Origin of the sequence: Nocardia sp. NPDC057668 (assembly GCF_042799795.1) — a bacterium.
Taxonomy (GTDB): domain Bacteria; phylum Actinomycetota; class Actinomycetes; order Mycobacteriales; family Mycobacteriaceae; genus Nocardia.
In genome coordinates this window covers 381209-393658 of the sequence record NZ_JBHVIC010000003.1, presented here as the reverse complement: position 1 = coordinate 393658, position 12450 = coordinate 381209, and the positions used below count along the sequence as shown (strand labels likewise).

General features: G+C 65.4%; 11 protein-coding genes. 7 read left to right on the top strand and 4 right to left on the bottom strand.

All coding sequences use genetic code 11. The features are described 5' to 3' along the window. The first annotated feature begins 144 nt into the window (after positions 1–144). From ACFVBH_RS20370 to ACFVBH_RS20360, 3 genes are all read left to right on the top strand, one after another. Positions 145–1047, top strand: a complete 903-nt coding sequence (locus tag ACFVBH_RS20370) for an arpA protein (protein ID WP_379003395.1) — start codon at positions 145–147, stop codon at positions 1045–1047. Positions 1048–1114: 67 nt separating this feature from the next. Next, positions 1115–1960 (top strand): class I SAM-dependent methyltransferase, encoded by an 846-nt coding sequence (locus ACFVBH_RS20365; RefSeq protein WP_354987648.1) that lies wholly within the window; start codon positions 1115–1117, stop codon positions 1958–1960. 23 nt (positions 1961–1983) lie between these two features. Continuing rightward, a complete protein-coding gene (locus ACFVBH_RS20360; protein ID WP_354987647.1) occupies positions 1984–3786 on the top strand; it encodes a choline/carnitine O-acyltransferase in 1803 nt (600 codons plus the stop codon). Between the two features lie 352 nt (positions 3787–4138). Here ACFVBH_RS20360 and ACFVBH_RS20355 read toward each other — a convergent pair whose 3' ends face one another. Both ACFVBH_RS20355 and ACFVBH_RS20350 read right to left on the bottom strand, forming a co-directional pair. Beyond that, entirely contained in the window at positions 4139–5323 is a 1185-nt protein-coding gene (locus ACFVBH_RS20355) for an NAD(P)/FAD-dependent oxidoreductase (protein WP_379003392.1), read from the bottom strand. An 85-nt stretch (positions 5324–5408) separates the two neighbouring features. Continuing rightward, the gene (locus ACFVBH_RS20350; protein ID WP_379003390.1) at positions 5409–5936 is read right to left on the bottom strand and encodes a hypothetical protein; all 528 of its coding nucleotides are present in this window, start codon (positions 5934–5936) and stop codon (positions 5409–5411) included. Positions 5937–6062: 126 nt separating this feature from the next. On the opposite strand from ACFVBH_RS20350, the gene ACFVBH_RS20345 reads away from it, so the two are divergent. Next, positions 6063–6611 carry a TetR/AcrR family transcriptional regulator gene (locus ACFVBH_RS20345; protein ID WP_379003387.1) on the top strand — a complete coding sequence of 183 codons (549 nt, stop codon included), beginning with the start codon at positions 6063–6065 and terminating at the stop codon, positions 6609–6611. 820 nt (positions 6612–7431) lie between these two features. On the opposite strand, the gene ACFVBH_RS20340 is transcribed toward ACFVBH_RS20345, so the two are convergent. Further along, the gene (locus tag ACFVBH_RS20340) at positions 7432–8913 is read right to left on the bottom strand and encodes a DUF222 domain-containing protein (protein WP_379003384.1); all 1482 of its coding nucleotides are present in this window, start codon (positions 8911–8913) and stop codon (positions 7432–7434) included. A gap of 226 nt (positions 8914–9139) precedes the next feature. Here ACFVBH_RS20340 and ACFVBH_RS20335 point away from each other — a divergent pair, with 226 nt between their 5' ends. From ACFVBH_RS20335 to ACFVBH_RS20325, 3 genes are all read left to right on the top strand, one after another. After that, positions 9140–10159, top strand: a complete 1020-nt coding sequence (locus ACFVBH_RS20335; protein ID WP_379003381.1) for a hypothetical protein — start codon at positions 9140–9142, stop codon at positions 10157–10159. Next, a complete protein-coding gene (locus ACFVBH_RS20330; protein WP_379003379.1) occupies positions 10143–10910 on the top strand; it encodes a hypothetical protein in 768 nt (255 codons plus the stop codon). The genes ACFVBH_RS20335 and ACFVBH_RS20330 overlap by 17 nt, the downstream gene beginning before the upstream one ends. A gap of 111 nt (positions 10911–11021) precedes the next feature. After that, positions 11022–11789 carry a MerR family transcriptional regulator gene (locus ACFVBH_RS20325; RefSeq protein ID WP_379003377.1) on the top strand — a complete coding sequence of 256 codons (768 nt, stop codon included), beginning with the start codon at positions 11022–11024 and terminating at the stop codon, positions 11787–11789. On the opposite strand, the gene ACFVBH_RS20320 is transcribed toward ACFVBH_RS20325, so the two are convergent. Then, positions 11744–12355, bottom strand: coding sequence for a pyridoxamine 5'-phosphate oxidase family protein (locus tag ACFVBH_RS20320; RefSeq protein WP_379003375.1), 612 nt, complete (start codon positions 12353–12355; stop codon positions 11744–11746). The two genes, ACFVBH_RS20325 and ACFVBH_RS20320, sit on opposite strands and share 46 nt — an antisense overlap. Between the last annotated feature and the right edge of the window lie 95 nt (positions 12356–12450).

Genomic DNA, 12450 nt, shown 5'->3' with positions numbered 1-12450 from the left:
GAGGGGGCGGGGTGCCGCGCGGCGCGCCGAGATCTTATACCGCAATGTGGCGCATGAAAACTGTTGGTGCACAGGAAATGTGAATTTCCACAATTGGGTCGCATCTCGGGCGTGTCGGCGAATTCTGAGGCAAGAATGATCGACATGGCTGCGACCGGGGGTAGGACAGACGCGTGTGATCAGTCGGATGCCGACGGGATCGGCACACCCGTTCCGGGAGTGGACAATCAGCGCTATCCGCTCGGGGAACCGGGCAGCGAACGCTGGCGCGCCGCCGTGTCGGCCGCGCGCGCCGATCTCGCGGCGGACGGCTGCACGGTGCTGCGCGGCTTCATCCGGTCCGATCTGATCGAGACCCTGCGCACCGAAGGGGTCGCACTCGCACCGCACGCCTACTACGCGGTCGAGCGAGTCAACGCGTACAACATCCCGCTCGACACCGAACTGCCCGCCGGACATCCCGGGCGCATGGTGCTCGAACGCGGAAACGCCTTCGTGGCCCGCGATCTCATTCCGGCCGAGGCGCTCGTGCACCGGCTCTACACCCATCCGCGCTTCCAGCAGTTCATCGCCGACTGCTTCGGGCTGGACACGTTGCACGAGTACACCGATCCACTGGCCGGCCTGTGCCTCAACGTCGTCGCCCCCGGAATGTCGCACCCCTGGCATTTCGACACCAACGAGTTCACCGTCAGCATGCTCACCCAGGAGCCCGAATCCGGCGGAACCTTCGAGTACTGCCCGAACATTCGATCGCGTACGGCGGAGAACTTCGACGATGTGCACGCGGTGCTGCGCGACGAGGGCGATCAGCTGGTCCGCAAGCTCGAGTTACGCCCCGGCGATCTGCAGTTGTTCCAGGGCCGCTTCTCCCTGCACCGCGTGGCGCCCGTCGGCGGTGCGGTGCAACGACATTCGGTCATCTTCGCCTACAGCGACATTCCGGGCGTAATCGGCACCGCCGAGCGCTCACGCCAACTGTTCGGCCGGGTCACCTCCGAACACCTCGCCGCCGCGGCCGTTCGCGGCGATGGCCTGCTCGACTGAGAGCACTCGACTGACACCGCTCGACCGCTCGACCGTTAGATTGCTCGACTGAGAAGAGGACCAGCACGTGCCAGCCTCGTCCCGCAGCACCGTCCTGCACAGCACCGGAAAAGCCTCGTTCGACGACATTTACACCCGTCCCGATCCGCGTGCATACCTCGCCCGAATGTCCGAATTGGACTATCGGATACCGGAACTGGCCAAGCCGCACTTCCAGCAGCTGCTCCTCGACCATCACGCCGCCACCGGCATCACCGCCCCGACCGTCCTGGACATCGGCTGTTCGTACGGCGTGAACGCCGCGCTGCTGCGCCTGGACACCGATATGACCGACCTGTTCGGCAGCTACCGCGCGCACGCGGCCCTGGACTCGGTCGAGCTCATCGCCCGCGACCGGGCCCGGATGCTCGAACACGATCAGCTACCCGGGGTACGCTTCATCGGCATGGATTCCTCCAGTCCCGCACTGGATTACGCGCGCGCCGCGGGTTTCCTGCACGCCACCGTGCACGCCGATCTGGAGGCCGCCGATCCCACCGAGACCCAGCGCCGGACCCTGGCGACCGCGGATCTGGTCATCTCCACCGGATGCGTCGGTTACGTCACCGATCGGACCCTGCTGCGCGTGGCTCGCGCGCACGGTGGGAAGCTGCCCTGGATGGCGCATTTCGTCCTGCGCATGTTCTCGTTCGACCCGATCGCCACTCGCCTGGCCACCCTCGGATATCAGACCGAACTGGCGCCCGGAGCCTTCCGGCAGCGCCGCTTCGCCTCCGAGGAGGAACAGGCACAGGTGCTGAACAGCTTGGCCGCCAAGGATATCGACACCGGCGACCTGGAATCGGACGGCTGGCTCTACGCCCAGCTGTACCTGTCCCGGCCGTCACCCGATCTAGCCACCGATCACCCCTGACCATCCGACCACGAGGACAAGCATTGAGCGAACGGACCTTCGCCCACGACGACCAGCTGCCGCGGGTGCCGCTGCCCACGCTCGAGGAGAGCTGCACCCGGTTCCTGCACTGGAGTGCACCGCTGCTGACCGGCGACGAGTACGCCGCCACGGCGGCGGCCGTCGAGGATCTGCTGCGCCCGGACAGCCCGGCTCGCACCCTGCACGCGGATCTGCAGCGATTCGACGCGGAACCCGGTGTGGGCAGCTGGCTCGACGAGTTCTGGCCCGCCCGCTACCTGGGCCGGCGTGATCGCATCGCGCTCAACGCGAACTTCTTCTTCCTCTTCCACGATGACACCGCGCTGGCGGCCTCCACCTCGGCCGATCAGGCCGAGCGGGCCGCCGCGCTCATCACCGCGGCGGTGGACTACAAGCTGCGCCTGGACGCCGAGGAGATCCCGCCGGTCACCCAGCGCGGTCAGCGGCTCAATATGGCGCAGAACAAGTTCCTGTTCTCCGAGACTCGAATTCCCGGGGAACCGCAGGACACCGTGCGAGTGCCGTACACCGAGGAATGGCCGGGGCACTCACAGGCCCGGCACATCGTGGTCTTCTACCGCGGCAACATGTTCCGGATGGATGCACTGGGCCCGGGCGGAGCGCCCTACACCCCGGAGGATCTGACGGCGGGTCTGCAGGCGGTCATGAAGGCGGGCGCGCGGCGCGCGGCGGTCAACGCCTCCGCCGGGCATCTGACGACCCTGGCCCGTGTCGAGTGGGCGCCGGTGCGCACGGAACTGCTGGCCACCAACGCCGAGGTCTTCGAGACCATCGAGACGGCACTGTTCTGCGTCTGCCTCGAGGATTTCGCACCGCGCGACACCCTGCACGCGTGCGATCAGCTCCTGCACGGCGACAGCGGCAATCGCTGGTTCGACAAGGCGGTGTCCTTCGTCGTATTCGCCGATGGACAGGCCGGCATCAATGTCGAGCACTGCGGTCTGGACGGCACCACCATCCTGTCCTTCGTCGACACACTGCTGCAGGATCCGGTGAGCGTGCACGCCGAGCGGTCCGGCGCCCAGGCGCAGGGACTGCCCGCGATCGAGCCCATCGAATTCGTCCTCGAAGCCCAGCACCGAGCGGTGATCGCTTCCGCCGCAGCCGCGTTCGCGCAGTTCGCGGCCGATACCGCCACCTCCACGGTGTCCTTCGATTTCGGTACCTCGTTCGTCAAGACCCTGGGCATCTCCCCGGACGCGTTCGCGCAGTTGAGCTATCAGCTCGCGCACCGGCGCAGCAAGGGCCTGACCGGAGCGACCTACGAATCGATCGCGACCCGCCAGTACCGCAACGGCCGCACCGAGGCCATGCGCGTGGTGACCACCGAAATCCTGGATTTCGTTGCCGCCATGCAGGATCCGGCCGCCGATGCCGAGACCAAGCTGGCCGCGGCCCGCGCCGCGGCCACCGCGCACGTGCAGCGCGCCCAGGAATGCCAGCGTGGAGAGGCTCCCGAGCAGCACCTGTGGGAACTGCAACTGCTCCAGCGCCGCCGGGGCGAGCAGTTGGGCGCGACGGCGCCCATGGCGTTCTACGACAGTCCCGGCTGGCGCATCAGCCGCGACGACTACCTGAGCACCAGTTCGGCTCCCTCGGTCAACATCCAGTACTTCGGTTTCGGCTCCACCAGCCCGACCTGTATCGGCATCGCCTACGTGCTACTGCCGGACCACTGGAACCTGTACCTCGCGACTCCGAAGTCGGTGGCCCACGAAATGCACGAGTTCGCCGCGCAATTGCGTATCGCGGCAGACGAATTGGCGGCACTGCTGAGCGCGTGAGGTGAAACCGATTGTGACGGACCACAAAGGGTGATCGCCGACGGGCGCATCACGCTGTGCTCGTCACAGCCGTTCACCACCCGCGTTGTGTGGCGTCGGGTGACCCGCACTGTGATGCACGGCATTTCGGGATGCTGAGCGCCACGGTGCTTCGGCCCGCCGGGGATTCCGGCGGGCCGATTCGCGTTCCGGGGTTCGTGCGATGGCCGACGCCGGAGGGTGGTGTCGCATCGTGGAGTTTCCCGGAGCCGGGCTCGCGTTCGGGCATTGGTTCGACCCGGTCGGCATCGGAGACGGCGAACCGACGGGGCGGATTGCGGGCTCGAGGTGCTTCCCGCCTGATCGGTCGGCGTCAGCGGGCGGGCTGAACCGCGTCGCGGCGCTCGCGCAGCCGGGCCGCGCGGGTTCGATCCGACACCCAGGTCAGAGCGCCGGGCTTGCGGGCCTCGGTCGCCAATTCCTTGACCGTCTGCTTGCAGACCAGCTCCTTCATCGTGGCGCCGGGGCGTCCGGCCAGGTACATCCACTTCGGAGTGTCGTCGCGGTCGGCCATCTGGAAGATGCCCGCGCGGCGGCCCAGACTGAGGCAGAGACCCGCGAAACCGAGGCGGATGGCCTCGGGGCGATCACCCGCTATCCGCGCCAGCACGGTGTCGGCGGCGTGCGCGCCCAGTGGCCGCGCGGCCTGGCAGCTCATGCGATAGGGCAGATTCGACGGGGCAGCCGAGTCACCCGCGGCCACGATGTGCCGATCGTCGACGCTGGTCAGAGTCTCATCGGTGAGCAGTCTGCCCTGGGCATCGGTACTCAGGCCACTGCGAGCGGCCAGATCTGGTGCGCCGAAGCCGACGGTCCAGATGGTCACCGCACTCGGTAGTTCGCCACCGTCGGCCAGATGCACGGCATCCCGGGTGACAGCGGTGACCCGAGCGGTGGGTCCCTCGAGCACCGTCACACCGAGTTCGGCCAATCGTTTGACGGCCGAGCGTCGTGCCTTGGGGTGCAGGTACGTCCCGAAACTGTCCCCGCAGACCATTGTGACCGTGCGATCCGCCTCGGCCAGTTCGGTCGCGATCTCGAGTCCGGTGGAACCCGCGCCGACAACGGTGACCGGTGCGCCATCCGGAGTCGCGCGCAGCACCGGTCGCAGTCGCTCGGCCTCCTCGAAAGTAGCTATCGGATAGGCGAACTCGGCCGCACCCGATACCCGCGGATCAGCGCTACCACTGCCCGCGGCGTAGACCAGATAGTCGTAGCCGAGATCACCGCCGCTCGCGAGTTCGAGTCGCTGGACATCATGATCGATGAGTGTGACGGTATCGACCAGCAGGTGAACTCTCGGAGCCAGCAGTTCGCGGTAGTCCATGACCGCATCGTCGGATCCGGTGACCAACTGGTGCAGGCGAATTCGCTCGACGAATTCCGAGCGCGGGTTGATCAGAGTGACCGTGACGCCATCGTGCTTGGTCAGGCGATTGGCAGCTATTACGCCGGCATATCCGCCGCCGATCACGACGACATCGGTATTCGTGGTCATGTTGTTCGCTTTCGCTCTCTGTGGAGTGGACTCCGGCTCATGCGCCGGAGCCGAATGAATGCTGTTGTGCCCGCGCGGTAGTCGACTAGCCATCCACTCGCTCGGCTGTGACCCGCGCGTGAGCACCCTCCAGCAGCGTTCGTACGAACCGCAGGTGAGCGGGCAGCGCCAGATCCCACACCGCGCGCCCCGCCGCTTCATCGAAACGGATGAACGTTGCCAGCAGCACACCCCGCGCATCCCGCCGGAACAGCAGCTGTCCCTCGAACCCGAAGTCCGATGCCACCTGCAGCAGTGCGTAATCGAGCTCGATATGCGCAATCGGCCAGCCCTGCACGGTGCGCGCCGCGCCGATCGGATGCCGCCGCAGCGCGATCTTCTGCCAGGCCCGCTCGAGATCGGCCCGCATCTCCGCCGATGCGCCTTCGAGGATTATCCGCGCCCATTGTTCGGCCGAATGCGAGTCGGCATTCGCGATGTGGAGCAGAGTCGCGTCGATGTGCCCGATATCGGCCAGCGTGCTCAGTGCGAGTTCGTCCGGGCGGAGTTCGATCTTCTCGACGCGTGCCCCCTCGATGAGGTCGTTCCGCTCATGCACTTCGTGTCGCGCCATGTCTTTGCCCATCGATAGTCGCAGGTAGGACGCTGATTATCGCCAGCGCCGATAGATACAGGACAGTACTGTATCTATCGAGGATGATGTAATCAAGACCCCCTGCGACTGATTGGTTGACTGCCGATGGCCCCTCCGGTGCGAACTCCCCGCCAGGCCTGGATCGACGCCGCCCTGAGCATCCTGTCCACCTCCGGCCCGGACGCCATTCGCGTGGAAACCCTTGCGGCGGAACTGGGCGTCACCCGCGGCGGGTTCTACCGCCAATTCGCGGGCCGCCAGGAATTACTCGACGCAGTCCTGGATGCGTGGGAGCATCGGGCCATCGATGATGTCCTGCGCCGCCTGGCTGAAGACAGCGGCGATGCCAGGTCCAAAGTCCGTAAGGCCGGCCGCTGGACTCTCTCGAAGGACCTCATGCCGATCGATCTGGCAGTGCGCGAATGGGCGCGCCGCGATCCTGCCGTGGGCGCCCGTCTGGAACGGGTGGACAACAGTCGGCTGTCTTATCTTCGTGAGCTGATCGGCACCCTGCATGAGGACCCTCGGGAGGTGGAGGCTCGTAGTCTGCTGGCGTTCTCGCTGATGATCGCGGATTATCTGATTGCTGTGACTCCGGAGACGGGTAGTCGGGCTGAAATCAGTGCGGCTGCTACGGATCTGATTCTGGGGTAGGTTGCGTCTCGCTGGGTCGTGAGGGGCTGAATCTTGGTATGCGCGGCCGGTTCTCGGGGGTATCGGAACGTTGGGAGATGGTCGCGTTCAGGGGCGGCTGGATAACGGGAAACAGCTTTGGGGGACAGGCTGCGGGTTGGGTGCCCTACCGCAGGAAGAGCGGCCTGGATAACGAGTACCAGCCGAGTTCGGTGGGGGAGTTAAGGCTGCGGTTCCAGCCCTTCCGGGGCGGAGCAGCCTGGATAGCGGGATACCAGCGGGGACCGGTTGAGAGGCTCGACTGCGGTTCCAGCCCTCCCGAGGGAGAGCGGCCTGGATAACGAGAACCAGCGGAGTGCGGTCGGGGTGAGCGGGCTGCGGTTCCAGCCCTCCCGGGGCAAAGCAGCCTGGATAACGGAATTCCAGCGGGGTCCGGTTCGGAGCCTCGATGGCGGTACCAGCCCTACCGGGCTGATAAACGTGATCCACCACCGGCGGGGGTGCGAACCAACCCTCGGTTCGACTACCGCTCACCACGATCACCCTCTGAGGCAGTACCAGCATTCAGCGATGACGGATCTTTGTCTGTAGGTCTCGAGAAGGTTCCTACGGCCATCCAGCCAGGCTGGGAGGGTGAACAGGCTCTCAGCTGGGGAGCCGAGGTCGGGTACGGCAGGCGAGGTAACCAGCATTGCCTCGTTGTTCTTGCTTGTTCTCCCGAACCCCGTCGGAAGATGAAGGGTGCGTGTGGGTCTCGGCTACGTCGGCCACTGGAGTGAACACCGATGCCGCTCTTTCGGGTTGGGCTTTGGGGTTTGGGTTTCAGCTGTGGGGCAGCGCTCTAGCAGAGTCGCCGCGTCGGGATACCCGGGATCCCCGAAGGACTCGGCACACGCGGGTGATGACGGAAATTCACCCGGGGTCTGCGAGCGGGGTCGATATGGGGTGGTGGTATCCACCCGGTTTTGCCCGGATGCTCCGAATCATCGGGCATGGTGATCGTTTTCCAGCCGTTCGGACCAGTGTTGATCTGTGCGTGGCAGGCATCGCACGCGAAGGTCAGGTTCTCGATGTCCGTTTCGCCGCCATCAGCCCATTCCTTGATGTGGTGCACGGCGGAGCGGGTGGCGGGGGCGTCGCATCCGGGGCGGGTGCAGCCCCGCTCGACCGCGGTGAGTGCCAGGCGCTGCTCTGCCGATGCCAGGCGTTGACCACGGGAGAGGTGCAATGGACGGCCGGTGGCATCCACGATCACCAGGTACGGGGTCGAACGCGCGGCCAGCCTGATCGCTTCGGTGATCGAGAGCGTCCCACCGGTGTTCGTGGTAGCGAGCCCGGTACGCTGCTCCAGGTCCGTCAGGCGCATGGTGACCACGGTCGAGACCGGCAGCCCACGGTGGTACCCGAGCTTGGTGGGCCCCATATCGGGGTGCAGGAACCGCAGCAGCGCATCATGATTGCGTTGCGCTTCACTGCGGTGGTCACGCTTGGCAGCAGCCCGCAACACGTTCCGAGCAGCGACGGTGGCAGCATCGGCGTCACTGTCATCGGCTTCGGTTTCGGTGTCGATCCCGAGTTGCGCGGTGGTGTGCGGGCTCTCGGGATCATCAGGGTTGCACATGCCGGGTCGCGCGAACTTGGCGAACATCGGCAGGAACACCGCACCCAACTCCGGGGTCAGCAACCCCGAGATCGGGAACATCCCATCCGCACGTTGACGGCCGATGCAGATCCCGCGCATCCGCTGCCGGTCCTTGTCCGCGGTCAACACCCCGTCCGGGTCGGCGTAGGCCAGGACTCGGATACCGGCCTGGGTCACCCCTTTCGGGTCACCGACGCACGCGAAGTCGGTCAACGTCTTCTCTGCGAGTTCCTTCAGCTTCGGTTCCACACTGTCAGGGATCCGGTCCAGGACCTTCACGATCGCCTGCACATGCTCGGCGGAAATCTCTCCCGCGCGTTGGGCGGCGGCGATGTGCGGGAACACCGGTGGCCGCTGGAACGACCCTTCGGACACCGTGGAGAGCCGGTCGGCGTTGCGCACTCGGGCGGCGGCGTCGAAATGGGAGATCCGCAGGGTTTGTTGCAGGAACACGATCAGGCTCTTCACTCCGGCCTGCGTGTTCAACCCTCGCACGCCGCATTCGAGGACGAAGCGTTGCTTCACCGCTTCGAGCATGCGGAAACTGGTCTCGAGTTCCTGCATCTTCTCGATGAACTCGGCATCGGGCAGCGAGAACAGAGGTGATTCGAGCAGGTTCTCCACGATGGCAGCGTGTGCGGTGACACTCTGCGCGATGGTGGTTTCCCCTCCTGAATTCATACCCCTATTCTACTCCTCGATAGCAACCTGCAATAGCCCAATCCCATTGTGATACAACAATATTCAGACAAGAAGTCAGTTCAGAATCGCGCGGATTCCGCCCCCGTAATCATCCAAAATCTAACTGGTCGCACAGTGACCCCGCCGACCGCTACGCTCACCTCGCGGAGGCAGGGGAGGCCGGGTCATCCCGCGCCACCGATAATGAGCGAATGGCGGGTGCCGCATGACGAATAGAACTGAAGCCCAGATAGGCGACGGCCTCGGAGCCGGGGTTTCGCCGGCGGCTGCGGCACTGTCCGCGGAGATCGACCCCGGCCGGGTACCCGTTCGCATACACGACGTCGGCGTGTTCTACCGCCGCTTCTTCGACCCGGCGGACGGCCACTTCGGCCGGATCCGTGCCGAGCACGAGTTCCAGTCGCTGACCGAGTCGACCAAGCCGGGGGCCGCTCACCGCAGCGGCATCTATTTGACCCCGGTCACCCGGGTCGGCGACGAGCTGCATTTCCGGTTGCTGCGCTGTTCCACGAACCTCTCGGGTCCGACGGAGAATTTCGGGCCGACGGACACGAGCATCGTCGACGCCTTGAATCGCGAGGCCGACAACATTTTTCGCGACCATGCGCCACTCAATCATGTGCTCGCGCAGGTCTACCACAACACCCGGGCAACGGCCGAGCGCAAGCAGTCCAAAGCCAAGATCTCGGCCCACGCCGACAAGACCAAGGACATGCCGGGCAACGGCATCATGGCCTTCTGCACGTTCTATGACGGGCTCGACGAGCTGCGCCCGCTGGCGGGCGACGGCTTCGATCGGGGCGTGCGAAACACCAGTGGGCTGACCAAACTTCGTTTCCGGCTGAAGGACTCGGTCACCGAGGCTGCCGACCTGCCCGCGCAGTTCGAGCTCACCCTCTACCCGGGCTCTGTCTTCTTCATGCCGCTGTCCACCAATCGCCTGTACACCCACGAGATCCGGCCCTCGGCGTTGGACGCCGAGTCGCTGCCGACGCGGTTGGGCTACGTGGTTCGGTGCTCGAGCACCGAAGCCGTGCACAAGGACGGCCGCACATTCCTCGAGCGGCCGAGTGGCCGGGTGGAATTGGAACCGCCCACACCGGAGGGCATGGACGACCTCCGCAGGCTGTATTCCGAGGAGAACAAGACCCCCGCACACATCGACTACGGCGACCGATTCCTCTTCAGCATGAATTCGGGGGACTACGTTGCTCCCCGAATGTGAGCACACGCACGGGATCTCCTCCTACGCTCTGCCGTTCGAGGAGAACCCGTTCGCAGAGCTGTACGACTCGATCCACTGGGAAGATCTGGGCAAAGGCAGGCGCGGCGCAACCCTCACCAACCCCGCCGCGGACGGCTCCATACCGCTCGTCCGCACCACGACCCGCTACGCCAACCCGGCCCAGCGCTTCCGGCCGGTGCATATCCAACTGGCACAGCGTATTTGCTCCCACGCCGGCCTCCCCGCGGATTTCAACAACGCGCTCGTCGAGACGTACACGAACGCCTACGCCACGATGGGCGGCCATTCGGACCAGGCCCTGGATCTCGCCGACGAGTCCCATATCGCCGTCTTCTCCTGCTACCGCCACCCCGGTCCCGTCGCCCCCAGAAAACTGATCGTCGAACCGAAGGGATCCACCGAAAGATTCGAGATCCCCCTGTCCCACAACGGTTTCGTCGTGTTCTCCGTCGCCACGAACCAGCTCGTGAAACACAAGATCGTCCTCGACACATCGGCTCGAACAACGGAAAACGACTGGCTCGGCATCACTTTCCGAACCTCGAAAACCGCCATCCATTTCCACGAAGGCCATCCCCATCTCCCACAGGGCGACCGCCTGACCCCGGCCGACGAATCCCAGCGGAAAGAGTTCTACCAACTCCGTCGCCGAGAGAACACCGAAACAGACTTCCGCTACCCGCCACTGACCTACACGGTCAGCGCCGGCGACCTGCTGCCCCCGGTCTGACCCATTCGGCTTGCTCCTGACGTAACGTCAGGTCCTAACGTCCTCGGTACCCGCGCGAAGTGCGCCGGGGGAGGTGGGTTCGATGCGGATGGACGAGACGGGGTCGAGCAGGTGTGGAAAGTCGGTGAGCTCGCCGCCGAGGCCGGACTAACGGTTCGGACGTTGCACCACTACGACCGCCTCGGGCTCGTGCGCCCTGCCGCGCGCACGGGTGCGGGCCACCGGCTCTACAGCGACGCCGATGTCCAGCGTCTGTATCAGGTGCTGGCACTACGCCGGCTGGGGCTCGGCCTGGACCGGATCGGCGAGGTGCTCGCGGGCGGCGTACCAATGGCGCAGGTTCTGGCCGCGCATCGGGATTGCCTCGCTGTGCGACTGGATGCCATGCGCGACCTGTACACACTCGTCACGGCACTCGCGGCCACGGCGGAGAGCCGTCCCGACCTTCGCTCGGATCACTTCCTGGATTTGACCAGGAGGACTGCCATGACCGACGACACGATCGACAACCATTTCACCCGGGACAACGCCGAGGCGTTCGCCGCGCTGTATTTCGCGCAGCTCACGGCTCGGCAGGGTGCGCTGCGGTTCTGGTACGCCGCCGACGCGGTACTCACCCTCGACGACAGCGCCTACGTGGGCCCACCGGCGATCGTCGATCGACTCGGCCGGCTTCCGCGGGCGGGCTATGCCGTGAATGCCGTTGAGGTCCAGCCGGATACGATCGCGTCCACGGTGTTTCGAGTGAGCGGAGGGCTCGTGCGAAAACCGGCCGAGGACCTTCATGCTTTCGAGACGTCCTTCACCCTCACCAGATCCTCGGTGAACAACGCCTATCTGATCACCGACCAGACCTTTCGAAGCGTCGCGGCCGCGTAGTCGTTTCGGTCCGGCGTGGCATCGACCGCCTGTTGATCCGCCGTCTCGGGGTCGGAAAGCGGTACCGAGTCCGCCTGATTCAAATGCGACATCATCACCGGATATCGCACGGGCCGTGCACTGGTGAACGTGATGTCACGAACGTGGCTGAAGTCCGACCACAGCATGCGCCCGCCCCTGAATATCCACATCGGCCTTACGCGCCGCCGGACCTGGGTGAGTTCGGAATCGGTGGCGGGGCGGCGTGGCCCCGCCGTTCCGTAGAGGCGTACGCCCGGGGCGGCGGGGAATCGGCCGGACAACAGCGACCGGAACCAGAACCACGTGCCGCGATCGACCGCCATCAGGCAGACATGGGAATTCGTTTCCAGATTGCTGGTCAGGGCCGAGGTGTACTGGTCGAAATAGAACGCGGTGCGGTCGTTTCGAAAGAACACCGTGCCGACGGGTGTGATGTTGGGGACGCCGTCGGCGTCCACCGACGCGATCGCGAAATGCCCGGTCGATCTGCGTCCTCGATTCAGGATGTCGCGAATCTCGTTCCATCGCGTGCCCGCATCGGTCACAGCGCACCCGCCACGATGCTCGAAGCAGCACGCTCACAACAACAATCGTTCCCCCGCCGAGACATACTCCGGACGCTAACAGTCAGCGCCTCGTG

What these genes read in the sequence shown, in the direction of transcription:
- ACFVBH_RS20370 (WP_379003395.1), top strand. Translation starts at nt 145, where the DNA reads ATGGCTGCGACCGGGGGTAGGACAGACGCGTGTGATCAGTCGGATGCC.
- ACFVBH_RS20355 (WP_379003392.1), bottom strand. Translation starts at nt 5,323, where the DNA reads ATGACCACGAATACCGATGTCGTCGTGATCGGCGGCGGATATGCCGGC.
- ACFVBH_RS20350 (WP_379003390.1), bottom strand. Translation starts at nt 5,936, where the DNA reads ATGGCGCGACACGAAGTGCATGAGCGGAACGACCTCATCGAGGGGGCA.
- ACFVBH_RS20345 (WP_379003387.1), top strand. Translation starts at nt 6,063, where the DNA reads ATGGCCCCTCCGGTGCGAACTCCCCGCCAGGCCTGGATCGACGCCGCC.
- ACFVBH_RS20340 (WP_379003384.1), bottom strand. Translation starts at nt 8,913, where the DNA reads ATGAATTCAGGAGGGGAAACCACCATCGCGCAGAGTGTCACCGCACAC.
- ACFVBH_RS20335 (WP_379003381.1), top strand. Translation starts at nt 9,140, where the DNA reads ATGACGAATAGAACTGAAGCCCAGATAGGCGACGGCCTCGGAGCCGGG.